At 64.2% G+C, this 24,844-nt stretch carries 20 protein-coding genes; 9 read left to right on the top strand and 11 right to left on the bottom strand.

The features are described 5' to 3' along the window. Positions 1–86 precede the first annotated feature (86 nt). The 5 genes from thpR (at position 87) to CFR76_RS08050 (ending at position 6,263) form a co-directional block, all read left to right on the top strand. Entirely contained in the window at positions 87–638 is a 552-nt protein-coding gene (thpR, locus tag CFR76_RS08070; RefSeq protein WP_110556671.1) for an RNA 2',3'-cyclic phosphodiesterase, read from the top strand. A 462-nt stretch (positions 639–1,100) separates the two neighbouring features. Then, positions 1,101–3,320 (top strand): PQQ-dependent dehydrogenase, methanol/ethanol family, encoded by a 2,220-nt coding sequence (locus CFR76_RS08065; protein ID WP_110556670.1) that lies wholly within the window; start codon positions 1,101–1,103, stop codon positions 3,318–3,320. 53 nt (positions 3,321–3,373) lie between these two features. Then, complete coding sequence (locus tag CFR76_RS08060; protein WP_244191834.1) at positions 3,374–4,780, top strand: c-type cytochrome; 1,407 nt, start codon at positions 3,374–3,376, stop codon at positions 4,778–4,780. Between the two features lie 139 nt (positions 4,781–4,919). Beyond that, a complete protein-coding gene (locus CFR76_RS08055; RefSeq protein WP_110556668.1) occupies positions 4,920–5,624 on the top strand; it encodes an NAD-dependent deacylase in 705 nt (234 codons plus the stop codon). 9 nt (positions 5,625–5,633) lie between these two features. Beyond that, positions 5,634–6,263: a uracil-DNA glycosylase family protein gene (locus tag CFR76_RS08050; protein WP_110556667.1), complete on the top strand. Its 630-nt coding sequence runs from the start codon at positions 5,634–5,636 to the stop codon at positions 6,261–6,263. On the opposite strand, the gene CFR76_RS08045 is transcribed toward CFR76_RS08050, so the two are convergent. The 3 genes from CFR76_RS08045 to CFR76_RS08035 are packed head-to-tail and all read right to left on the bottom strand — an operon-like array spanning position 6,250 to position 10,741. After that, entirely contained in the window at positions 6,250–6,987 is a 738-nt protein-coding gene (locus CFR76_RS08045) for a MarC family protein (RefSeq protein ID WP_110556666.1), read from the bottom strand. The two genes, CFR76_RS08050 and CFR76_RS08045, sit on opposite strands and share 14 nt — an antisense overlap. Positions 6,988–7,023: 36 nt before the next feature. Further along, positions 7,024–9,123, bottom strand: a complete 2,100-nt coding sequence (locus CFR76_RS08040; RefSeq protein ID WP_110556665.1) for a lysylphosphatidylglycerol synthase domain-containing protein — start codon at positions 9,121–9,123, stop codon at positions 7,024–7,026. Between the two features lie 10 nt (positions 9,124–9,133). After that, on the bottom strand, positions 9,134–10,741 hold the full coding sequence (locus CFR76_RS08035) for a lysine--tRNA ligase (protein WP_110556664.1): 1,608 nt from the start codon (positions 10,739–10,741) through the stop codon (positions 9,134–9,136). A gap of 132 nt (positions 10,742–10,873) precedes the next feature. On the opposite strand from CFR76_RS08035, the gene CFR76_RS08030 reads away from it, so the two are divergent. Then, complete coding sequence (locus CFR76_RS08030; RefSeq protein ID WP_110556663.1) at positions 10,874–13,813, top strand: ATP-dependent DNA helicase; 2,940 nt, start codon at positions 10,874–10,876, stop codon at positions 13,811–13,813. A gap of 42 nt (positions 13,814–13,855) precedes the next feature. On the opposite strand, the gene CFR76_RS08025 is transcribed toward CFR76_RS08030, so the two are convergent. The 3 genes from CFR76_RS08025 to groES form a co-directional block, all read right to left on the bottom strand. After that, positions 13,856–14,059: a cold-shock protein gene (locus CFR76_RS08025; RefSeq protein WP_010507660.1), complete on the bottom strand. Its 204-nt coding sequence runs from the start codon at positions 14,057–14,059 to the stop codon at positions 13,856–13,858. A 292-nt stretch (positions 14,060–14,351) separates the two neighbouring features. After that, a complete protein-coding gene (gene groL / locus CFR76_RS08020) occupies positions 14,352–16,001 on the bottom strand; it encodes a chaperonin GroEL (protein ID WP_110556662.1) in 1,650 nt (549 codons plus the stop codon). Positions 16,002–16,064: 63 nt separating this feature from the next. Beyond that, positions 16,065–16,355: a co-chaperone GroES gene (gene groES, locus CFR76_RS08015; protein WP_025437639.1), complete on the bottom strand. Its 291-nt coding sequence runs from the start codon at positions 16,353–16,355 to the stop codon at positions 16,065–16,067. A gap of 491 nt (positions 16,356–16,846) precedes the next feature. Here groES and CFR76_RS08010 point away from each other — a divergent pair, with 491 nt between their 5' ends. Then, complete coding sequence (locus CFR76_RS08010; protein WP_110556738.1) at positions 16,847–17,509, top strand: dienelactone hydrolase family protein; 663 nt, start codon at positions 16,847–16,849, stop codon at positions 17,507–17,509. 145 nt (positions 17,510–17,654) lie between these two features. On the opposite strand, the gene CFR76_RS08005 is transcribed toward CFR76_RS08010, so the two are convergent. Further along, positions 17,655–18,560 carry an S-methyl-5'-thioadenosine phosphorylase gene (locus CFR76_RS08005; RefSeq protein ID WP_110556661.1) on the bottom strand — a complete coding sequence of 302 codons (906 nt, stop codon included), beginning with the start codon at positions 18,558–18,560 and terminating at the stop codon, positions 17,655–17,657. Then, positions 18,550–19,365, bottom strand: a complete 816-nt coding sequence (locus tag CFR76_RS08000) for a cytochrome c1 (RefSeq protein ID WP_110556660.1) — start codon at positions 19,363–19,365, stop codon at positions 18,550–18,552. Before CFR76_RS08000 ends, CFR76_RS08005 begins: the two co-directional genes overlap by 11 nt. Before the next feature lie 175 nt (positions 19,366–19,540). Here CFR76_RS08000 and hemF point away from each other — a divergent pair, with 175 nt between their 5' ends. Continuing rightward, positions 19,541–20,449 (top strand): oxygen-dependent coproporphyrinogen oxidase, encoded by a 909-nt coding sequence (gene hemF, locus CFR76_RS07995; protein ID WP_110556659.1) that lies wholly within the window; start codon positions 19,541–19,543, stop codon positions 20,447–20,449. A gap of 99 nt (positions 20,450–20,548) precedes the next feature. Next, positions 20,549–21,640, top strand: coding sequence for a hypothetical protein (locus tag CFR76_RS07990; RefSeq protein WP_110556737.1), 1,092 nt, complete (start codon positions 20,549–20,551; stop codon positions 21,638–21,640). A gap of 19 nt (positions 21,641–21,659) precedes the next feature. Here the strand turns inward: CFR76_RS07990 and CFR76_RS07985 are convergent, their stop codons facing one another. From CFR76_RS07985 to CFR76_RS07975, 3 genes are all read right to left on the bottom strand, one after another. After that, positions 21,660–22,271, bottom strand: a complete 612-nt coding sequence (locus CFR76_RS07985) for a Smr/MutS family protein (protein WP_110556658.1) — start codon at positions 22,269–22,271, stop codon at positions 21,660–21,662. Positions 22,272–22,419: 148 nt separating this feature from the next. Next, entirely contained in the window at positions 22,420–23,832 is a 1,413-nt protein-coding gene (locus CFR76_RS07980; RefSeq protein WP_208623953.1) for a cytochrome-c peroxidase, read from the bottom strand. 83 nt (positions 23,833–23,915) lie between these two features. Then, positions 23,916–24,806, bottom strand: a complete 891-nt coding sequence (locus CFR76_RS07975) for a DNA-methyltransferase (RefSeq protein WP_110556657.1) — start codon at positions 24,804–24,806, stop codon at positions 23,916–23,918. Positions 24,807–24,844 lie beyond the last annotated feature (38 nt).

The following is a 24,844-nucleotide window of genomic DNA, read 5'->3' as shown; positions in this document are numbered from 1 at the left end:
GCATGCCGTCGGCACATCACCTTATATATACTGTACACCCGACCATCACGGCACGTGCCGTTTTCTCCTGTCTGCAGGTATTTCCCATGCGTCTTTTCGTTGGCCTGGAACTTCCGCCCGCCCTGCTTCATGCGATCGGTGAATTACGTGGCGGCCTGCCCGATGTTGCGTGGCTGCCGCCCGAAACCTACCACCTTACCCTGCATTTCATCGGGGCGGTCACCCATCCCCACCTGCTGGAAGAAATCCATCATGCCCTTTCCGCCATCCGCGCCACGCCGCCTGTCCTGCGGCTGGATGGACCGGGGCTGTTTACCCCCACCCGCCCGAACGCGCCGGATACGTTATGGGTTGGCTGCGCGCCCGACGACACCCTGATGACGCTGCGCGAGAAGGTCCGCAAGGGCCTGAACCGCGCAATTCCGGCCGGGGGCGAACGGAACAGCCGCCACTTTGCCCCGCATGTCACCATCGGCCGGATGGAACGCCCCGACCAGGCCCGCAGGCAGCGCTGGCTTGCGACCACGCTTCCCGCGACCGAGGCGCGGACGATCGGCCATTTCACCCTGTTCCAATCCATACGCCACACGGATGGACCGTTTTACGAGCCACTGGAACATTATCCGTTACACTTCTGATTCTCTGCCCGTCCGCACGGCACGGATGGAAACAGGAGTCTCCCGCAACCCGATATTTATGTCATTTGTGAATAATAAAAATATTTTTCTTATCAATTATTGTGAACCGGCCATATGTGCGCGACGGGCATATCTTGTCATTCTTCCTGAAATATCAACAGATTTCGCGGAAATCTTCACAATTCCGAACTATCCGTTTCATTGCTTATACGACAGCATGTTCACGTTTTAGTGAGGTCGAACACTAAAATGTCAGGAGACGGACGTGCTAGCCTCAGTATGTTCGGATGAAACGGACCGCCTGCTTTGTCTTTCCTGACCTGAAGCCGGTTTCCTGTCTGGCCGGAAAAGGAGCGCTAGCGTGCTTTTTTTGCCGGATACATTCAGAAAGCCGCTCCGGGCAAAAAGTTGCAGCGGCGGCATCCTGAATTCGAAACCGTTAGTTTTCTGAGGACATCACATATGATTTCTGCCGTTTTCGGAAAAAGACGTTCTCTGAGCAGAACGCTTACAGCCGGAACGATATGTGCGGCTCTCATCTCCGGTTATGCCACCATGGCATCCGCGGATGACGGGCAGGGCGCCACGGGGGAAGCGATCATCCACGCGGATGATCACCCCGGCAACTGGATGACCTATGGCCGCACCTATTCTGAACAGCGCTACAGCCCGCTGGATCAGATCAACCGTTCCAATGTCGGTAACCTGAAGCTGGCCTGGTATCTGGATCTCGATACCAACCGTGGCCAGGAAGGCACGCCCCTGGTTGTTGATGGCGTCATGTACGCCACAACCAACTGGAGCATGATGAAAGCCGTCGACGCCGCAACTGGCAAGCTGCTGTGGTCCTATGACCCGCGCGTGCCCGGCAACATTGCCGACAAGGGCTGCTGCGACACGGTCAACCGTGGTGCGGCATACTGGAATGGCAAGGTCTATTTCGGCACGTTCGACGGACGCCTGATCGCGCTGGACGCCAAGACCGGCAAGCTGGTCTGGAGCGTCAACACCATCCCGCCCGAAGCGGAACTGGGCAAGCAGCGTTCCTATACGGTTGATGGCGCGCCGCGCATCGCCAAGGGCCGCGTGATCATCGGCAACGGTGGTTCCGAATTTGGCGCACGTGGTTTCGTCACGGCGTTCGATGCGGAAACCGGCAAGGTCGACTGGCGCTTCTTCACGGTTCCGAACCCCAAGAACGAACCGGACCACGCCGCATCCGACAGCGTGCTGATGAACAAGGCCTACCAGACCTGGAGCCCGACCGGCGCATGGACCCGTCAGGGCGGCGGCGGCACGGTGTGGGATTCCCTCGTGTATGACCCCGTGACCGACCTGGTCTACCTGGGCGTCGGCAACGGCTCTCCCTGGAACTACAAGTACCGCTCGGAAGGCAAGGGCGATAACCTGTTCCTGGGCAGCATCGTCGCACTGAAGCCGGAAACCGGCGAATACGTCTGGCATTTCCAGGAAACGCCGATGGATCAGTGGGACTTCACCTCGGTCCAGCAGATCATGACGCTTGACCTGCCGATCAATGGTGAGACCCGCCACGTCATCGTTCACGCCCCGAAGAACGGCTTCTTCTACATCATCGATGCGAAGACCGGCGAGTTCATCTCGGGCAAGAACTATGTCTATGTGAACTGGGCCAGCGGCCTTGATCCCAAGACCGGCCGCCCGATCTACAACCCCGATGCGCTCTATACCCTTACGGGCAAGGACTGGTACGGCATTCCGGGTGACCTTGGCGGCCATAACTTCGCGGCCATGGCGTTCAGCCCCAAGACCGGGCTGGTCTACATCCCGGCGCAGCAGGTTCCCTTCCTGTATACCAACCAGGTCGGTGGCTTCACGCCGCATCCCGACAGCTGGAACCTTGGTCTGGACATGAACAAGGTCGGCATCCCCGACTCGCCGGAAGCCAAGCAGGCCTTCGTGAAGGACCTGAAGGGCTACATCCTGGCCTGGGATCCGCAGAAGCAGGCCGAAGCCTGGCGCGTGGAACACAAGGGTCCATGGAATGGCGGTATCCTGGCGACTGGCGGCGACCTGCTGTTCCAGGGGCTGGCAACCGGCGAATTCCATGCCTATGACGCGACCAACGGGACCGACCTGTTCCACTTCGCGGCGGATAGCGGCATCATCGCACCGCCTGTGACCTACCTTGCCAATGGCAAGCAGTATGTTGCGGTTGAAGTGGGCTGGGGCGGCATCTATCCGTTCTTCCTTGGTGGCCTGGCCCGTACCAGCGGCTGGACCGTCAACCACTCGCGCATCATCGCCTTCTCGCTTGATGGCAAGTCCGGCCCGCTGCCCAAGCAGAATGACCAGGGCTTCCTGCCCGTCAAGCCGCCGGCACAGTTCGACAGCAAGCGTACTGACAACGGTTACTTCCAGTTCCAGACCTATTGCGCCGCCTGTCATGGCGATAACGCCGAAGGTGGTGGTGTGCTGCCTGACCTGCGCTGGTCCGGGTCCATCCGTCATGAGGACGCGTTCTACAATGTTGTCGGTCGCGGCGCGCTTACCGCCTACGGTATGGATCGCTTCGACGGCAACATGAACCCGACCGAGATTGAGGACATCCGCCAGTTCCTGATCAAGCGTGCGAACGAGACCTATCAGAGGGAAGTTGATGCCCGGAAGAACGCTGACGGTATCCCCGAGCAGCTGCCGTAATCTCCCGGTTTTGACAATTTTTCGCATCAACGCGACGCATGATGGTGAACATAATGATCAACAGACTTAAGGTGACATTCAGCGCGGCAGCGTTTAGTCTGCTGGCAGGGACGGCATTGGCACAGACGCCAGATGCTGACTCCGCGCTGGTCCAGAAGGGGGCATATGTCGCGCGACTGGGTGACTGCGTAGCATGTCATACCGCTCTCCATGGACAGTCGTACGCAGGCGGGCTTGAAATCAAAAGCCCGATCGGTACGATTTACTCTACAAACATCACACCGGACCCGACCTACGGTATCGGCCGCTACACCTTCGCCGAATTTGACGAAGCCGTGCGCCATGGTATCCGCAAGGATGGCTCCACGCTGTATCCGGCCATGCCGTACCCCTCCTTCTCGCGTATGACGAAGGAAGACATGCAGGCGCTGTATGCGTACTTCATGCATGGGGTGAAGCCGGTGGCGCAGCCGGACAAGCAGCCGGACATCTCCTGGCCCATGTCCATGCGCTGGCCGCTGGGCATCTGGCGCATGATGTTCTCGCCTTCGCCGAAGGACTTCACGCCGGCGCCGGGCACGGATGCTGAAATCGCACGTGGCGATTATCTGGTGACCGGCCCCGGGCATTGCGGTGCGTGTCATACCCCGCGTGGCTTCGCCATGCAGGAAAAGGCGCTGGATGCATCTGGTGGACCTGACTTCCTTGCCGGTGGCGCGCCGATCGACAACTGGGTTGCGCCGAGCCTGCGCAATGACCCCGTCGTTGGTCTGGGCCGCTGGTCCGAGGATGACATCTACACCTTCCTGAAGTCCGGCCGTATCGATCATTCCGCCGTGTTCGGTGGCATGGGCGATGTGGTGGCATGGAGCACCCAGTACTTCACCGATGACGACCTGCGCGCCATCGCGAAGTACCTGAAGAGCCTGCCGCCGGTGCCGCCGTCACAGGGTAACTACACCTACGACGCGTCCACCGCGACCATGCTGGCTTCGGGTAACACCGCCAGCGTTCCGGGCGCCGACACATATGTGAAGGAATGCGCCATCTGTCACCGTAACGACGGTGGTGGCGTGGCCCGCATGTTCCCGCCGCTGGCTGGCAACCCGGTCGTCGTGACCGAGAACCCGACCTCGCTGGTGAACGTGATCGCGCATGGTGGCGTGCTGCCGCCAAGCAACTGGGCACCGTCCGCAGTGGCAATGCCGGGTTACAGCAAGTCGCTGTCCGCCCAGCAGATTGCTGATGTGGTCAACTTCATCCGCACCAGCTGGGGCAACAAGGCTCCCGGCACCGTTACGGCTGCGGATGTCACCAAGCTGCGCGACACGGGTGCGCCGGTTTCCAGCTCTGGCTGGAACAGCGTCAGCAGCGGCTGGTCGATCTTCCTGCCGCAGCCTTACGGCTCGGGCTGGACGTTTGCCCCGCAGACGCACACCGGTCAGGACGCCGCCCAGTAAGGCGGATAGGTGGCTCCCACCGGGGCCACCTTCTTCTGATACCGTTACTGAAAACCGCCATGGGTTCCGCCCGTGGCGGTTTTCTTATGTACGGCAGTCCTGCACACTGGGCCTGCAACCAACAGGGGGAATTGCCATCATGCAACGCATCGTGGTCCTGACCGGAGCAGGCATAAGCCAGGAATCGGGATTGCAGACCTTCCGGGGCGCGGACGGCCTGTGGAACCATGAACGGATAGAAGATATCTGCACGCCGCAGGGCTTCGCGCGCGATCCCCTGCGGGTGGACCGCTTCTACAACGGCCTGCGGGCAAAGCTGCCCACTGTCCACCCCAATGCCGCCCATCTGGCATTGGCGGAACTGGAACGCGCGGGACGGGAGGGACGCTGGGATGGACACATCACCATCGTCACCCAGAATATCGATGACCTGCATGAACGCGCTGGCAGCCACAACGTCATCCACATGCATGGCGAACTGCTGCGCCTGCGCTGCACCGCCTGCCAGGCAACCCCGGTGTGGTGGACAGACTGCTTTCCCGATACCCCCTGCCCTGCCTGCGGCCAGCCGACATTACGGCCTGATATCGTCTGGTTTGGGGAAATGCCCTATCATATGGACACCATTGCCCGGCATCTGGCGGACTGTGACCTGTTCGTCGCCATTGGCACGTCGGGCGTGGTCTATCCGGCCGCAGGCTTCGTGAACAGCGTGGCCGGGCATGCCGATACGATGCTGTTCAACCTTGAAATCCCGCCCGGCCCCTCCGCCTTTGACCAGGCTATCGTTGGACCCGCGACGCGCACCGTACCGGCATGGACACGCGACCTGCTGGAAGCGTAAAACCGGGACATGGCCGAAACACTGGAAGACCTGCTGGACGCCATCCGCGCGTGCCGGAGCTGTGCCGCCCACCTGCCGCTTGGCCCCCGCCCGGTGCTGCATGTCTCGCGCACGGCACGGCTCCTGATCGCAAGCCAGGCCCCCGGCACGCGCGTGCATGAAACCGGACAGTCCTTCAACGATGCATCTGGCGACAGGCTGCGCGGCTGGATGGGAATCGACCGGGCGACATTCTATGATTCCAGCCGTATCGCACTGGTCCCCATGGGGTTGTGCTATCCCGGCAGGCTGCCGCAGGGTGGTGACTGCCCGCCACGGCCAGAATGCGCGCCGCAATGGCGTGCGCGCATCATGGCGCAGATGCCCGATATCAGGCTGACACTGGTGGTCGGGTCCTATGCCCAGCAGCACATTCTGGGCAAGGGGCGCGTCAGCGACCGCTGCCTTGACTTCCGGCGTTACCTGCCCCTGTATTTTCCCCTGCCCCACCCGTCATGGCGCACGGGGGCATGGGAACGCCGCACGCCCCGTTTTGGCGCCGACGTGCTGCCTGCGCTGCGGGCCTGCGTGCGGGCCATACTGGCGGGTGACGGACTGCCGGACATCCCGCCAGTATCCCCGGCCTTCAGCCAGCCATAAGCAGGACGGCCCGCGCGCTGGACAGGATCACGCCCTGTATGCCGGTAATCAGGATCTGCACGCCGATCGACAGCAGGATCAGGGCGGCAAGGCGCGAGACAATGCGCGTGCCGGTCGTGCCCAGCAGGCATAGAAGCTGGTCGGCATAGGTATAGGCCGCCCATACGATCCCGGCCACCAGCATGGCCGCCAGTGACAGAACGCCATAAAAGACAATGTGCTGCCCGCCCGGCGGCCCTTCCGACCCCAGCGCGATGGCGACCGCGATCGTGCCTGGCCCCACGGTAAAGGGCATGGTCAGGGGAAAAAACGCCTGTCCCATCATGTTGCTGCTGGCCTGTACGTTACTGCCCTGGCTGGCCTGCGCCTGCTTGCGGGCTTCTTCCGTCTCGGGGGCCTGCAGCAGGGACCAGGCCCGCACCGCCACCACCAGTCCGCCTGCAATGCGCAGGGCGTCGATGGTGATGCCGAAAAATGAAAGGACCAGCCCCCCGATCCAGATCGAGGCCAGCATCAGCATTGCTGAATAGAACGCCACCTGCCGCGCCAGCGTCATGCAGGTGCGACGGTCATGCCCCGCCGTGACCTGCGCGAAAATCAGCGCGGCCCCCAGCGGATTGACAATGGAAAACAGCGCAGGAAACGCCATGAGGAACGCGCCGGACAGGCTGGGCAGCCCCACCACGGTGGAAAAATGGGTCAGTAACCCTTCATGGCTGGTCATGGGCGTCCCACCCTGTCACAAGGCATGCGCATGCGCTTATTCCCCCACCCGTGGGGGCACGTGGAATGATGGTCGTATCAGGGTGCGGACCATGGCCAGGTCATCCGCCGCAGCACACAGATAGCCGGGATGGGTCGGATGTCCCTCTTCCGTCAGGGGCCACGGTGTCAGGCCCAGTTCGTTATAGACAGGCAGCAGACTGATCCCGACATGCCAGAAAACCGGCTGGCATCCTTCCTGCAACGCAAGATCACGCAACCACCATATGGCGGATGTACAGTCATCTGCCTTCCCCGCCGGGTCACCCAGCCCGACCAGATAAGGCCCAAGCCTTACAAACGGCAGCAATGCCCGCCTGCGCGCACCCGGTATCAGCCCCACCGGCACCGGCGTCATCTGCCCCAGCCCATCCAGCGAATGGTCAAAGCTGTGATACAGGGCCTGGGTCTGCGCATTCCACGGCATGACTTGGATGCGGCCCGGCCGCACCAGCCGCACGATCGTGACCAGCGCCAGCATGACCGCAAGCCCCAGCGTCCATTGCGCAACGCCCGGCCGCGTGGCGAACAGCATGATTTCCCACCAGCTCCCCCCCGCGGAATCATGTGGTCCCGCCAGGACCAGAACCACGATGGAACTGATCAGCAGCACCAGCGATACGATGGTGTGGGAAGAAAGCGGTTCGCTCATGATCCGGGCATGCCGGTAATACGACCCGCGGAACGGCGCAAGCAGCATGCAGACCAGCATGAGCAGCCCCGGCACCGCCATGGGCGATCCCCGCAGCAGGGTCAGCCCGCATGCCCCCGCCAGCAGGATCATCGTCGCCTTCCACGCCAGTGTCACACGCTGCGACAGGCCGATGCCCAGGCCGATCAGCACCACTCCGATCAGTGACAGCAGGTAATCCCCCACCGTTGCGAACAGGGGCTGCATGCGGCCCGTATTCAGCCAGTTTTCCGGGTCCAGCAGGGTCAGCGCCAGCAGCAGCCCGCCACATAGCGATACCGCGCCGGTGGCCACGGCCACGGAAAAATCAGCCTCGCTTTCGCGTATGACCTGGCTGGGGCGGCCCATGCGCGGCCCCCGCACCGGGCTGCGCGCGCCCACCTTGCGCGCCAGGGCGGCATCACCGCGCAGAAACAGTTCGTGGGCGGCGAACATGATCCCCGCCACGAACAGCGGCACGATGTAATAGAACAGCCGGAAGATCAGGATGGCGGTCACGATGCGGGTCGCGGGCACGTATGGCCCCAGCGCGAACATCATCGCGCCGTCAAATACGCCAAGGCCACCGGGCACGCTGGCTACAAGGCCCGCGGTGTAGGATGCGATATAGATGGCAAGGAACGTGCCGTAATCCAGACCGGGTGCTGAAGGCAGGAAGGTGTAGGCAATGGCCGCCGTCGCCGCCACCTCCAGCGTCGCGACCAGCGTCTGCATGACCGCCATGCCGGAGGACGGAAAGGTGATCTGCCACCGCCACAGCCGGATTTCGTTCACATAACGGCCCATGACGACATAGGCGATGACCCCGCCCCACAGCACGATCCCCACCAGCCGCATGAGGATTCCGGGCAGCATATGGCCGACAAAGGGCACCGTGCCGGGTTCGAGCACCAGCACGCTGCCGATCAGCACCGCCGCCCCCAGCAGGTAGGTGGCCGAACAGAAGGCGATGATCTGCGCGACCTGAAATGGCTTCAGGCCCCAGTTGCCATAAAGCCTGAAGCGGACCGCCGCCCCGGAAATGGCGGAAAACCCAAGGTTATGCGACAGCACGTACGAACAGAACGCCGCAAACGCCGTGCGCCTGAACCCGAGCGGGCACCCCACCTGCCGCACCGCAAGCCAGTCATAGAAAGACAGGACAAGATAGGACAGCAGCGTAAAGCCCGCCCCGGCCCATAATGTGCCCACCGGGATGGCGGCCAGTGCATGGCTTATGTCGCGCCAGTGCAGGTGGCGCACCTCGCGCTGTACCACGACCACGGCGCCGACCAGCAGCAGCAGGCCCAGCACATGCGGCAGGTGGCGCAGCAACGGGTGCCGTGACGGTGGCGGCACGCTTCCCCCGGTCGCATTTCCTTCCCCATCGGGCTGGTGGGGCGCGGCGTGCAACGGATGGCCGGACATAGGCTGGCCCTTAGGCCACGGCTCCTTCGGTACGGGTCAACGCCGCCTCGATCAGGGCCACGGTTTCCGCAACCCCGTACAGCGCCACGAAAATCCCGAAACGCGGGCCTTCCTTCTGCCCCAGCAGCACCTCATACAGGCAGCCGAACCACGCCCGCAGCGGCTCGAAGCCATGGGTCTTACCGATCTCGAACACAAGGTTCTGGCAGGTATCGGGGGAGACATCGCCCCCTTCCAGCCCGCGCAGGGCCTGGGCCAGGTCGGCCAGCGCCTTGCGTTCATGCGCATCCGGCGCACGGTAATGCTTCGTCGGGCGGACGAAATCGGCGTAATAGACGATGGCATGGTCCACCAGCCGCGCCAGCATGGGGCAGCTTTCGGGGGTGGCCTTCGCATCATAGCGCTGGATGAACTTCCACAGCACGTCCGGCGTCTCGGCATTGGCGACGGAGGCAAGGTTGAGCAGCATGCCAAACGTGACCGGGCTGCCCGCATCCGCCGGGATATCCCCCTTGTGGATGAACCATGCCGGGTTGGTCAGCAGGGCGGGATCATCCGCCGCCAGCGCCTTAGCCTTGCCCACATGGGCCAGGTATTCGTCCGTGGCCTTGGGGATCACGTCAAAGAACAGGCGCTTGGCGCGCTGTGGGGCGTTGAACATGTACTGCCCGAGGCTTTCGGCCGGGGCATAGCGCAGCCATTCCTCGACCGAGATGCCATTGCCCTTCGACTTGGAAATCTTCTGGCCATTCTGGTCCAGGAACAGCTCGTATGTCAGGCCCGCGGGCGGACGGCCGCCAAGGATGCGGCAGATCCTGCCCGACAGGCGCACGCTGTCGATCAGGTCCTTGCCCGACATTTCGTAATCGACACCCAGCGCATACCAGCGCATGGCCCAGTCGGCCTTCCACTGCATCTTGGCATGGCCGCCGGTAACCGGGGTTTCGAACGTCTCGCCGTTTTCATCGGTCCAGCGCACCGTGCCCGCCACGGGGTCGATGGCGTCCATCTTCACCTGCATGACCTGGCCGGTGCGCGGGTGGATGGGCAGGACGGGGGAATAGGTGGCGCGGCGTTCCTCGCCCAGCGTCGGGGCGATCACGGCCACGATTTCATCATGCACTTCCAGCACGCGCTTCAGGGCCGCATCAAAGCGACCGCCTTCGTAATACTGCGTGGATGAGGCGAATTCGTAATCGAACCCGAACCCGTCAAGGAAGGCGCGCAGGCGGGCATTGTTGTGGGCGGCAAAGGAATCATGGGTGCCAAACGGGTCGGGCACGCGCGACAGCGGCTTGCCGATATACTGGCGCAGCATGTCCTGATTGGGCACGTTGTCCGGCACCTTGCGCAGGGCGTCCATGTCATCGGAAAAGGCCAGCAGGCGCGTGGGCAGGCCGGTCAGCTTCGTAAACGCCTGGCGCACCCATGACGTGCGCGCGACCTCGCCAAACGTGCCGATATGGGGCAGTCCCGACGGGCCATAGCCGGTTTCCAGCAGGGCGGGGCGATCGGCCGTGACCGCGCGCGCGCCAACATGCGTGGACAGTTTGGCGGCCTCCTCAAACGGCCAGGACTTGGGAAGGGGAGAGATAAGGGGACGATGCTGTTCTGACATGGACCGGCAAGCTATGGACAGGAGGGGCGCGGGTCAATCTATCCTATTCCACACCCGGGGGTACAGCAATAATAATGACATGACACACGACGGGCGACATCTGCCCGCCCGTGCCCTATATCATTTACCGACATGCCAGACACCCCGCCCCTGCCGGACAGTGCGCCGGCCCTCATTCCCCGGCACGGCGCATGGTCGGTGCTGACCCCGGACGGGGAAATCCTGTCCATGTCAGCCGACGACGTACGGCGCGAACTGCCCCAGTGGCCCGCCCCCATGGTCATCCACGCGCCCGCGACCGCGCGCAGGCTGGACCTGCCGCCGCCGCCACGCCCCAGCCCGTGGCTGGACCTGCTGGAGCTGTTCGCCTTCGCGCTGCCCGCCCACAGCGCGCCCCCCACCGCGCGCGGCCTGGGGACAGCACTTGGCATTGCCGAAAGCAGGCTGGACGCGCCGGAAGCCGACCTGCTGCCCGACCTGGCGTTTGAACTGCTGCGCCGGATCGCGGCCAGCCGCAACACGCCAGAAGGCGGCATAAAGGCCGCGCTGGCCTGGGGCATGCGCCGCGCCGGGTGGGCGTGGGGGCCATCGGCCTGCGCCGCACTGGGGCTGCCACCCACCGGCGGCCTGCCTGCGGGCATGATCCAGCCCAACGAGGCGCTGAAGGTCTGGACGCGCCTGCCCAAATGGGAGGAAACCGCGCCCCGCCCCGCCCCGGCGGCACACCCGGTCACGGGGGAGGAAGCGCGCGCCCACCTGCGCGCGATCCTTGGCGAAGGGGCGGAACACCGTCCGGCGCAGGAAGCCTTCAGCCATGTCGCCGCCCATGCCTTCGCCCCGCGTACGACGCAGGGCGACCCGCACATGGTGCTGGCGGAAGCGGGCACCGGCACCGGCAAGACCCTTGGCTATGTCGCCCCCGCCAGCATCTGGGCGCAGCGCAACGGCGGCGCTGTATGGATCAGCACCTATACCCGCCACCTGCAACGCCAGATCGAATCGGAACTGGCCCGCGTGTACCCCGATCCCGACATCCGGCGCAGCCATGTCGTGGTCCGCAAGGGACGGGAGAACTACCTGTGCCTGCTGAACATGGAAGAAAGCGTGAATATCGCGCTGTCACGCGGGCAGGCGGCGAACCACACCATCATCGGGCTGGCGCTTGTCGCCCTGTGGGCGGCGCATACGCGTGATGGCGACCTGTTTGGCGGCGACCTGCCGGGGTGGTTCACCGACCTGTTCGGGCGCGGCCTGCTGGCCAGCATCGCCGACCGGCGCGGCGAATGCATCCATGGTGCGTGCCCCCATTACCAGCAATGCATGGTCGAACACTCCATCCGCCGCGCCCGCACGGCGGACCTGGTGATCGCCAACCACGCGCTGGTCATGTCACAGGCGGCATGGCACGCCATGGACGGCGCGGACACCAATAACGAGGACAATACCCCCACCCGCTACATCATGGATGAAGGCCATCATATCGCCGATGCCGCCGACAGCGCCTTCGCGCTGGAACTGTCGGGGCTGGAGGCCGCCGAACTGCGGCGGTGGCTGCTGGGGGCGGAAGGCGCACGGTCACGCGCGCGCGGCCTGCGGCGCAGGCTGGAAGACCTGCTGGTGCATATTCCCCGCATCGAGACACCGCTGGACACGGCGCTGATGGCCGCCCGCGCCCTGCCCGCGCCGGGATGGTCCGCCCGCCTGGCAGCCCTTGATCCCGGCAACCGGACGGCGGCCCCGACCGATACCCCGGTGGAAGCAGGCGAACCCGTCCTGTCCAACCCGTCGGAAGTCCTGCTGCATGAACTGCGCCAGCAGGTGCTGGCCCGCACCCATGGCAGCCCCGAAGGTGGCGGCCGCCGCAGCGACAGCGAATGCGACCTGCACCCCATGCCCGAATCCCTGCATGGGGCGGCGCAGGGGCTGGAGCGCGCCCTGCGGCGGCTGGCCGAACCGCTGCGCACGCTGATCGCCCGGCTGGATGAGGCGCTGGAGACCGAAGCCGACTGGCTGGACACGCCGATGCGCGAGCGGATTGCCGCCGCCATCCGCTCGATCCGACGGCGGGCGCTGTCGCGCGTGGATGGGTGGTGCGCCATGCTGGGCACCATGCAGGCCGGAGAACGGCCACCCGAAGGCGAAACCCCGCACTATATCGACTATATCCGCATGGACCGGCGCGAGGGCCAGAACCCCGGCGAGCGGGACGTGGGCCTGTACCGCCACTGGCTGGACCCCACCATTCCGTTCGCCAGCGTGCTGGCGGCCCCCGCGCATGGCCTGCTGGTCACATCGGCCACACTGCGCGACGAAACGGGCGAAGACGCCACGAATGACAATGCCGAGCGCGCATGGGACGCAGCCGAAGCCCGGTCGGGCGCGATCCACCTGCCGTCGCCCGCGATCCGGTCATCCTTTCCCAGTCCGTTTGATTACGCGAAACAGAGTCGCGCCTTCATCATCACCGACGTGGCGCATGATGACCCGGCGGCGCTGGCCGGGGCCTACCGCACGCTGTTCATGGCGTCGAACGGGGGCGCGCTGGGGCTGTTTACCGCCATATCGCGCCTGCGCGAGGTCTATCGCCGCATCGTAACCCCGCTGGAGGCCGCGGGCCTGCCGCTGTTTGCCCAGCATGTGGACCCGATGGACAACGCAACGCTGGTGGACATCCTGCGCAGTGAGCGCAATGCCTGCCTGCTGGGCACGGATGCGATGCGCGACGGGGTGGACGTACCGGGCGACGCGCTGCGCCTGGTGGCGTTCGAGCGCGTGCCGTGGCCGCGTCCCGATATCCTGCACCGCGAACGACGCATCCACCTGTCCGGTGGCGCGCCGGGGCGCTATGATGACAGGATCGCCCGCCTGCGCCTGCGCCAGGCGTTCGGGCGCCTGATCCGCAGCCGGCAGGACAGGGGTGTATTTGTCCTGCTGGACCGGCGCACCCCGTCACGCCTTCTGTCCGCCTTCCCCGAAGGGGTGGCGGTCCGCCGCCTTGGCCTGAGCGCCGCGGCACGGGAGATCACGGCCTTCCTGCAGGCGCAGGATACCTCCGTGGACCAGCTTTCCTGATCATCGCTCCCTTGATGGGCCGCCCCGCCACGGGGCCGCGCGTCAGAGCGCCTTGAGGTTGGTCGCGGCAGCCTTGCCACGTTCCATGGCGATGTCGTAGCTGACAGCCTGATCCTCGTTCAGGCCACGCAGGCCGGCGGCCTGCACCGCGGTGATGTGCACAAACACGTCCTTGCCGCCATCATCAGGCATGATGAAGCCAAAACCCTTGGTTGCGTTGAACCATTTTACTTTTCCGGTAGCCATAGCCAGTCTCTTCTCCAGCGCCATCCTTGCCGGTCCTAATACCGGCAATCCGGGCGCGCGCCTTTACGGCCATGAAAAAAACGGGGCATCCGGAAAACACCCTGCCGCTTTCACGTCGTTCGTGCTCCCTAGGGGCAGCATGAAATGACCGCCCATGTCAAATCATCCTGACATGCCCGGCACGCACATCCCTGCCATGTGTACAAAAAAAGGGGGAAAGGCCACTGGCCCTTCCCCCTTTCCGTGGCGCATGGCCCCGGCCTGCGCCGGGACCATGGCATGCCCGGCCGGATCAGAAATCCATGCCGCCCATGCCGCCCATACCACCCATGCCACCTTCCGGCATTGCGGGGGCCTTCTTTTCCGGACGCTCGGCCACCATCGCTTCGGTGGTGATCAGCAGGCCGGCGACCGATGCCGCATCCTGCAGCGCCGTGCGGACAACCTTCATCGGGTCGATGATGCCGGCTTCCACCAGGTCCTTGTAGTCGCCGATCTGGGCATCGAAACCATAGGTGTAGGTGTCGTTTTCCAGAACCTTGCCGGCGATGACCGCACCGTCTTCACCCGCGTTGTGGGCGATCTGGCGCAGCGGGGCCTGCAGGGCCTTGCGGATGATTTCCGCACCGACACGCTGGTCATCGTTATGGAAGTGCAGGTGACCCAGCTTGGTCGATGCGCGGGCCAGCGCCGTGCCGCCACCGGGAACAATGCCTTCCTCAACCGCCGCACGGGTCGCGTGCAGGGCGTCGTCAACGCGGTCCTTGCGTTCCTTCACCTCGATTTCGGTGGAGCCACCGACGCGGATCACGGCAACGCCGCCCGCCAGCTTCGCCAGGCGTTCCTGCAGCTTTTCACGGTCGTAGTCCGAGGTGGTTTCCTCGATCTGCGCACGGATCTGGCTGCAACGGCCCTTGATGCCTTCGCTGCTGCCCGCACCTTCGACAATGGTGGTGTTTTCCTTGTCGATATGCACCTTCTTCGCGGTGCCCAGCATGTCCAGCGTCACGCTTTCGAGCTTGATGCCAAGGTCTTCGCTGATGACCTGGCCACCCGTCAGGATCGCGATGTCTTCCAGCATGGCCTTGCGACGGTCACCGAAGCCCGGCGCCTTGACGGCGGCGATCTTCAGGCCACCACGCAGCTTGTTGACCACCAGGGTCGCCAGCGCTTCGCCATCGACGTCTTCCGCGATGATCAGCAGCGGACGGCCGGACTGCACCACGGCTTCAAGCAGCGGCAGGATCGGCTGCAGCGAGGACAGCTTCTTTTCGTGGATCAGGATGTAGGGGCTGTCCAGATCGACGGTCATCTTTTCCGCATTCGTCACGAAATACGGGGAGATGTAGCCACGGTCGAACTGCATGCCCTCGACCACATCCAGCTCGGTGTGCAGGCCCTTGGCCTCTTCCACCGTGATGACGCCCTCGGAGCCGACCTTCTGCATGGCCTGCGAGATCATCTCGCCGATTTCCTTTTCGCCATTGGCGGAAATCGTGCCGACCTGCGCCGTTTCGGCCGGGGTCGTGATCTTCTTCGCGTTCTTCTTCAGCTCTTCAACGACAACGCCAACCGCCTTGTCGATGCCGCGCTTGAGGTCCATCGGGTTCATGCCGGCGGCAACCGCCTTGGCGCCTTCACGCACGATGGCCTGCGCCAGCACGGTCGCCGTGGTGGTGCCGTCGCCCGCGATGTCGTTGGTCTTGGATGCGACCTCACGGACCATCTGCGCGCCCATGTTCTCGAACTTGTCGGCCAGTTCGATTTCCTTGGCGACGGAGACACCGTCCTTCGTGATGCGCGGCGCGCCGAAGCTCTTGTCCAGGACAACGTTACGACCCTTCGGGCCAAGCGTCACCTTTACCGCGTCCGCAAGAATGTCCACGCCACGCAGCATGCGCTGGCGGGCTTCACCGCCGAACTTTACGTCCTTGGCTGCCATTTTCTTCTTCTCCGATATGGAAAGTTCTAAAAGGTTACTCGGTCAGGAAAGCACCGGGGTGGGTCAGGCGACCACGCCCATGATGTCGCTTTCCTTCATGATCAGCAGTTCCTCACCGTTGATCGTCACTTCCGTGCCCGACCACTTGCCGAACAGGACGCGGTCACCCGCCTTCACGTCGAGGGGCACAACCTGGCCCTGCTCGTTACGGGCACCTGCGCCCACCGAGATCACCTCGCCTTCCATCGGCTTTTCCTTGGCGGTCTCAGGGATGATGATACCACCTGCCGTTTTTTCCTCGCTCTTGAGGCGACGGACGACCACACGGTCATGCAGGGGACGAAATTTCGTCATGGATCGCTCCAAATCTCTTAAAAGGTAACGCCCTTGAATCAAGCAACGCCACCGGTTGGCGCGCGCGCCAGGCCGCATCGCGTTAGCACTCCCCTCATGAGAGTGCTAAGAACCAGATAGGTAGCCCCCATACAGGTGTCAAGAACAGCGGCGGGGCTGGGCGCGCATAATTCGCCCCCCAAAGGCAATAAAGCGATATTTTATAATTTTATATTTAAATATCAGATACTTGATCAGATTGATTCCACCCCGTCAAAAGCGGAAGCCCAGCCTTAACCCCAGCGCATGATGGATGGGCGCACCGATTCCCGTCAGGCAACCTGCCCACCGTGGCATGCCCGTGCCCGGCGCACAGGCCCCGCCCCCGCAACAGGCTGGCGGGTCAGGACAAAATTCCTGCAAACCGCCACCTCACACGGGTTTCATATTGACGCAGGATGGCATGGCCCCATTGTGTGGCGGGCAATGAAGAAACGGATGGAGTAAATCCCATGGGCGCAGTCATCACCGTTACCGCAGCGGACGGGCACACATTTTCCGCCTACCGGGCCGGCCGGCCGGATGCCGCGCGCTGCGTTGTGGTGGTGCAGGAAATATTCGGGATCACGCCCTATATCCGCGCCGTATGCGATTCCTTTGCCGCACGGGGCTATCAGGCGATCGCCCCCGCCCTGTTTGACCGCGTGAAGCGCGACGCCATCCTGCCCTATGACAGCACGGGCGTGCAGGAAGGCCTGAAACTGCGCGGCGAGATTGCACAGGCCGACACGCTGAAGGATCTTGTCGCGGCGGCGGCGATGCTCCCGACGGAAAAGAAGGGCATTGTCGGCTTCTGCTGGGGCGGCAAGCTGGCATGGGAAGCCGCATGCCATACAAGGGCGTTCGCGGCGGCGGTGGCATGGTATGGCGGCGGCATTGCCCAGACCCGCAACCACATGCCCAACTGCCCCGTGCAGCTGCATTTTGGCGCGGAAGACGCGCATATCCCCGCCGATGAGGTGGACGCCATCCGTGCCGCACATGAGGATATCGAGATTTTCACGTATGAAGGCGCGGATCACGGCTTTGGCTGCACCGACCGCCCTTCCTATAACGAAGCCGCCGCAACCCTGGCCATGCAGCGCACGCTGAGCTTTTTCGAGCACTGGCTGTAACCCCCCGCATGAAAAAAACGCCCTTGCCTTGCGGCATGGGGGCTTTTTCAACAGGGGAAAGTTTTTGGTGAAGCTTTTTTCCAAAAAGCTTCGAAGGACGCCGCCTTTTTGAAAAAGGCGGCACCCAAAAACTTCTATTCCTTTTTCAGCTCCGGTTCAGCACGCGGCCGGCCACGGCTTCCAGCTTTTTCAGCAGGGCCGGGTCGCGTTTGTCCGGCGCGGTGATGATGGCGTGTTCCAGCGCGCGGTCACAGCCCGCGTAACAGGGGCCACGCCTCGCACCCAGCTTCGGGATGACCGAACGGACCAGGGCGCGGGCACGGCTGGCGTTTTCCTGCATGACCTTGACCACGGCGTCCACCGTCACGCTGTCATGGTCATCGTGCCAGCAGTCGTAATCGGTCACCATGGCGACGGTGGCGTAGCAGATCTCGGCCTCACGGGCGAGCTTGGCTTCGGGCATGTTGGTCATGCCCACCACCGAACAGCCCCAGGAACGGTACAGGTTGCTCTCCGCACGGGTGGAGAACTGCGGGCCTTCCATGACCAGGTACGTGCCGCCACGGGTCACATCCAGCCCCAGTTCGCGGCACTGGCCTTCCAGCACGTCACCGATGCGCGGGCACAGCGGGTCGGCCATGCCGACATGGGCCACGCAGCCCGTATCGAAAAAGCTCTTTTCGCGCGCGAACGAACGGTCGATGAACTGGTCGATCACCACGAAGTGGCCCGGCGGCAGTTCCTCCTTCAGCGAACCGACAGCCGAAAGCGACACGATGTCGGTCACACCCGAGCGCTTGAGCGCATCGATATTGGCGCGGTAGTTCAGGCGCGAGGGCGGCAGCGGATGCCCCCGTCCATGACGCGGCAGGAACACGCAGCGCACGCCGTCAAGCCTGCCGAACAGGAGCTGGTCGGACGGCTTGCCCCACGGGGTTTCGACCGTGCGCCATTCCTTGTCTTCAAGACCTTCGATATCATACAGGCCGGAACCGCCGATCAGGCCGATAACCGGCTCGATCTGGTCTTCGGTGGCAGGCTTAGTGGACATTGGACCACGTTCTCCGTTTCAGGCAGATGGAAAGGACAAGCAGGATCAGAAGGAACACGGTCGCCCCCACGCCCACGCGGTGGCGTTCCACCAGATGCGGGCTGGCCGCCCAGGCCAGGAAGGTCGTGACGTCACGCGCCTGCTGCGCCACGGTTGCGGGCGTCCCGTCGGGATAGGTGATCGCGCCATCGTACAGCGGCGGCGGCATCGCGATCTGCCCGTTCGCGGCATAGGGGTTGTAGAACAGCCCCGGCGGCACGACCATGCCGGGTGGCGGGGTCTGCCCGTAGCCGGTCAGGAAGGCATAGATCCGGTCCACGCCACCGGGATGCACCACCGCCAGCCGTGACTGGTCAGGCGGCGCCACGCCATGGTTGGCGGCGGCGGCCGTCCGCGCGTCGGGATAGGGCGAGAGCAGGTGGTCATCCATGTTGGCCGGGCGCGTGGCCGGGTGGCCGCTGGCGTCCACGCCCGCGGGGATGCGGTGCGCGCCCGCTATGGCGTTGATGTCCGCATCCTTCAGGCCCAGTCCCGCAAGGTCGCCATAGGTCACCGATTTCATGCCATGGCAGGCGGAACAGACCTGCGCGTAGACGGTATAGCCGCGCTGGACCGATGCCATGTCGAAATGGCCCAGCGGCCCGGCGAAGCTCCAGTCCTGGCGGGGCGGCTCACGATAGTCATGCGCCATGGCGCTGCCGCCCGGCACAAGCGCCGGCATGACAAGACCCGCCAGCAGCATGCCACGCCGCAACAGATTACGCCCGGATGGCGCATTGCCTTGCCGATGACCCCGTTCATGCATGTCCGCTACGTTCCCGCCGCAATTACGTGTTCCTTTTCGCGTTCCCGCCAAAAGCGTGCCCCCTTCCTAGCGGTTACGTAATGGTTCTTGCAATCGCCCGTCTTGCAATAGGCGGAACAAACGGGCACCCGTAATACCCATTGCGAATGACCAGAACGGGCAGAACGATACAGCCATGACAACATCCCGCACCCCAGTGCCCCACGACAGACTGAAGGACACGGCCCGGGCCTGGTTTGAAAACCTGCGCGACCGGATATGTGACGCCTTCGAAAAGATCGAGGACGAAGCCGCGGCACGGGGCAGCCCGACCCTGCCGGGCAAGGACGCGCCGGGCCGCTTCGAACGCACGCCATGGAACCGCACGAACGATGATGGCACGCCCGGCGGCGGCGGTGTGATCAGCCTCATGCGCGGGCGCGTGTTTGAAAAGGTGGGGGTCAATGTTTCCACCGTCAGCGGGGAATTCAGCCCGGGCTTTCGCGACTCGATTCCCGGTGCTTCGGAAGACCCGCGCTTCTTCGCCACGGGCATAAGCCTTGTCGCCCATATGTGCAGCCCGCTTGTGCCCGCCGCCCATTTCAACACCCGCATGATCATCACCACGCAGGGATGGTTTGGCGGCGGCGGCGACATTACGCCCATGTTCCCCGAAAGCGCCGAAGCCATCAGCGACGCCGCCCGTTTCCATGACGGGTTCCGGCTGGCGTGCGAAAAGCATGACCCCGCCTATTACCCGCGCTTCAAGGAATGGTGCGACCGGTACTTCTACCTGCCCCACCGCGATGAAGCGCGCGGTCTGGGCGGCATTTTCTATGACCGGCTCAATACCGGCGACCTTGATGCCGACTTCGCCTTCACGCGCGATGTGGGCCTGGGCTTCCTGGAAACCTATCCCGACATCGTGCGCGGGAGGATGATGGAACCATGGAGCGAAGAACAGCGCAGGGCGCAGCTTGTCCGCCGGGGGCGGTATGTGGAGTTCAACCTGCTGCATGACCGGGGCACCATTTTCGGCCTGAAAACCGGCGGAAACACCGAAGCCATCCTCATGAGCCTTCCCCCGGAAGTCCACTGGCCATAAGAATAGGCGCATGCCTGCCTTACGCACCCCGTCCCGCCCCGTCCCGACCACCTGCCGCCCCATGCGGATGGGCCGGGCCGTGCCCGCGCAGGCATGGTCATGATCGGCCGGCGCGCCCTTCTGGCCCTGCTGGCTGGCGGGGCGGCGGCAGTACCCATGCGGCAGGGGGCCGCGTCCGAACTGCCGCGTGAGCGCCTGCCCGTGCCTGCGGGCACGGCAGGCGGGGCGGGGCTGCTGATGGCGGGAAACCAGAGCGCCATGGCCGACCGCTGGAAGCCGCTGCTGCCCGGCGCGCTGGCGCAGGGGCTGGGGCTGCCCGCCCCCCTGCCGGTGCGTGATACCGTCGGGCAGGACGGGGTGACCGGGGCCAACCTGTTCGATTCCCAGTTCGCGTCCGACGGCATGATGGCGCTGGCCGCCCCCGGCTCCGCGCTTGTCGCCTCCCTGTGCGGCGACCCGCGGGTTCATTTTGATTACAGCCGCTGGCTGCCCCTGCTGCTCAGCACGACAATGCCGGTGGTGATCGGGCGCGCGCAGCTTCACCGCAGCCTTGGCAGCTTCATACGTGACCGGCCCGTGCGCATTGCCGTATCGACCCTGACGGGCATTGAACTGCCGACCATACTGGCCATGAGCCTGTTCGGGCTGCGCCCCATCCCGGTTACCGGGCTGGCCACGCCACAGGCCGCCGCAGCCGCCCTGCGCGACAACCAGGTCGATACCATACAGATCACCGACCCGCTGGGTAATCCCGAGACCACCGAACTGGTCCATGCGCTGGCGCAGGCGGGTTTTCCCGCGCTGTTCGCCCTCGGCACGCAGGCCGCTCCCCTTGCCATGGCCGACCAGCAGGTCATGAGCATGCAAAGCCGCCTGCAGCAGGACGCGCATTCCGCCCTGCATGAGCTGCTTTACGCCGCATGGAAACCACTGGCGGCGGCGGCCGGGGTGGACCTTGCCCTTGTGCTGCCCATGCTGACCCAGCCCGCGACACTGGCCCGGTGGCGGGCCGCCACGGCACAGGCCATACGCGACAGCGCCGTGCATGCCATGGCGCAGGACAGTGGCCGCGTTCTGCTGACCAGCACCGACGCGACCGAGGCCTTGCGGCTGGCAGCGGGGGACACATCCACCATCATGACGCTGCGCCGCTGGCTCGCCGCCCACCTGCCAACATGGCGTCTGGGCTGACGCCACCAGCCGTTTTTTTTCAGAAACCGTTCCCACGCGCCGACCGGCGCAGCAGGACGCGCACCGCGCCCTGATTGGCGGCATGCGGGTGCACGACCGCAAGGATCAGCCGCCCCAGATCGCCACGCCCCAGCCAGAACGGCAGTTCACGCCGCAGGATGCCGCCATTATGGCCGCTGCCCAGCCCGGTGATGATCTCGACACAGCGCACGTTGTCCGCATGCGCCTGGATCAGGAAACCATGCAGGCGGTGAAACGCCGTCTGCGCCACCTGCCCATGCAGGTCCAGCCTGCGGGCCGGGCGCAGCTTCCCGCTGACCAGCCCACGCCAGCTTGTGTCATCCAGTCCCGGCCTGCGCACGCCAATTTCAAACGCCCCGCCTTTTCCCTTCTGCACGGTCAGGCTGTGGCTGGCGGTGCCATGCACAGCGTGCACCCCGCCCGATGTCAATTGCTGCATGATGGCGGCACGGCTCATACCGGGTTTTGCCGGGGCATTGGGGGGAATGGCGGGCGGATCAGGCGGCAGGGCAACGGGTTTTGCCTGCCGGGCGGTCCGCAATGGCGCGATTCCCTGCGCGAAGGCCGCCCACAGGGCCTGTTCCTCCTCGTTCAGTCTGCGCTGCCTCACGGTATGGTTCCTTTCTCCGGGCGGCTGTCCGTGGCCATAGAATCACACCCCGCCCGGCAGGTCCATGTTTTCAGGCATGGCCCCATATGCAAAAACCCTGCCGCATGTACGGCAGGGTTTTTGCGTTTCCGGACCGGCAGGGGCCGCCTTACGGCGCCGTATTCTGCAGGGTCTCGCCCTGGTAGCGTCCGGTCAGCGTGTTGAGGAACGCCACGATATCCGTCACGTCCTGGTCGGAAATGTTGTGGTCCGGCGTCTGGTAACGCGCCATGTCGCGCACGGCCCCGTCCAGCGTCCTGATGCTGCCGTCGTGGAAATAGGGGCCGGTCAGCGCGATGTTGCGCAGGTTGGGCACCTTGAAACGTTCCATGTCGGCGGGATCGTGGGTCACTTCAAAACGTCCCTTGTCCGCATCTGTCAGGCTGCCGCCACGGGCCGAGAAATAATTGCCTTCCAGCCCCAGCGGCTCGAACGCCTGCCCGCCCATGGACGGGCCGGTATGGCAGCCTGAACAGCCAACCTGCTTGAACAGGGCGTAACCATGCTTTTCCTGCGTGTTCAGCGCCGCGTCATCCCCCTTGAGATACTGGTCAAAGCGGCTGTCAGGCGTCACCAGCGTCTTTTCATATTCGCCGATGGCGTCGGTAATGGTGTTTTCATCAATCGTGTCGCTGCCATACGCCGCCTGGAAATCCGGGGCATAGGTCGGGTCCTCACGCAGGCGGGCCGCAACCGATGACCAGTCATGCGATCCCATCTCGACCGGGTTCATGACCGGGCCGGCCGCCTGCTGCGCCAGCGTGCCCGCGCGCCCGTTCCAGAACTGCCATCTGTTGAACACCGCATCATAGACGGTCGGCACGTTGATCGGCCCCTTCTGCCCATGGATGCCGGTCGCGGTGACCAGCCCGTCCACGCCACCATGCTGCAGGCTGTGGCAGCTTGCGCAGTTCAGCGTGCCATCGCCGGACAGCTTGCGGTCAAAGAACAGGCGCTGGCCCAGCGCGACCTTGTGGCTGTCCACCGGCACCGATTCGGGCACGGGCTGCACCGGCTCGGCGGCAAAGCGGTCGGCAACGCCCGGCACGGCGTAATGCTGGCGGCGGACCTGCGCGATCCATGCCAGCATGCTTTCACGCTGGGCCGCCGACAGGTGGGCATGCCAGTGCATGAGCAGGTACAGCGTAGGCGGCATGCGGTTCTGGTTGATGACCTCCTCAATACGGGCCAGCGGTTCCTGATCGGGCACGCCACCATTCTGCAGGGCGTTTATGACCGGTTCCACACGGAAATGCCGCAGCCCCTGGTCCCGGTCATGGCTCATCAGCGTATTGGCGACGGGCAGGCTGAAATAGAATGGCAGGTCAACCCTGGCCGCGTGGCAGTAATCGCACCGGGCCTCACGTATGACATTCAGCGCCGCGGCCGATGTCGCATCCACCCCGGCCCCGGCGGGGGCTGGCGCGGTTGCATGATCGAAATGGGTCAGATAGGCGACCGTCCCGCCATACGCCACGATACCTGCGGCCATTATCGCCGCCACTGCTTTCTTAACCGACATGCACAGCCCCCTATCCCTTGTTTGAGTAGGTTTCTGGCCGATTCAGGGATTATTTGTCAAAATAATCGTTTAAATGAAAACCATCAAGGTTTTCGATCACCCGTCCCGGCCGCGCCATCCACCTGCGCCTCCATGGCCTGCCGTACCCTTTGCCGCGCGACATTGACATAGATGGTGTCAAGGTCGATTCCGATGCCCTGCCCCCCTTCGCGCACGGCGGCGACCAGCGTGGTGCCGGTGCCCATGAACGGGTCCAGCACCACGGGTGCCGCCTTGCCATGCAGGCGGATGCACATCTGCGGCAGCAGCACGGGAAATGTGCCGGGATGGTGGAATTTCTGCGCCTTGCCCTGCACGGTTTCATACGGGATGAACCATGTATCGCCCCGGCAGCGCCGGTCCTGCCGGTGGCCCCGGCGTGCGATATTGGACTTGTCCATGTAAGGCACGCCGATATCCAGCCGGTTCAGCCCGACATCGCCCGTGCGCGTCAGGTGGAACAGGTGTTCGTGATTGCGGTTGAGGTAACGGTGGCTGTTGACCGGCTTGAAATGCCCATGCGTTTCCGTCCCCACCGAGATCGACTTGACCCATGTGATGTGGTTCTGGAGCACGAACAGCTCGCGCAGCCGGACCATCAGCTCAAACGGCAGCCATGGCTGCGCCGATGACCCGGCAACATTAAGGAAGAACGACCCATCGGGGCGCATGACGCGCCGCACCTGGCGCGCGACATCAACCATCCAGTCCAGATAGCCATCTTCTTCCAGCCGGTCGCGGTAGGTGCGGTATTTCAGGCCGATATTGTATGGCGGCGAGGTCACGACCACGTCCACGCTGTCGGGTTCCATGCGGCGCATGGCCCGGATGCAGTCGCCCCGCACCAGCAGGTGCGGCCCTTCGGCATGGCGGACGGTCCGCGGCAGGCGGTTTTCGGGTGCGCAAGCCTGCCCCGCGCGGGGTCGCCCTGTCATTGATCTACTACGCTCTTCACTCCGCCCGTGCGGATCTG

Source organism: Komagataeibacter swingsii (assembly GCF_003207895.1).
Lineage (GTDB): Bacteria > Pseudomonadota > Alphaproteobacteria > Acetobacterales > Acetobacteraceae > Komagataeibacter > Komagataeibacter swingsii.
The sequence above is the reverse complement of the archived record's forward strand: the minus strand, read 5'-3'. Positions and strand labels throughout refer to the sequence as shown.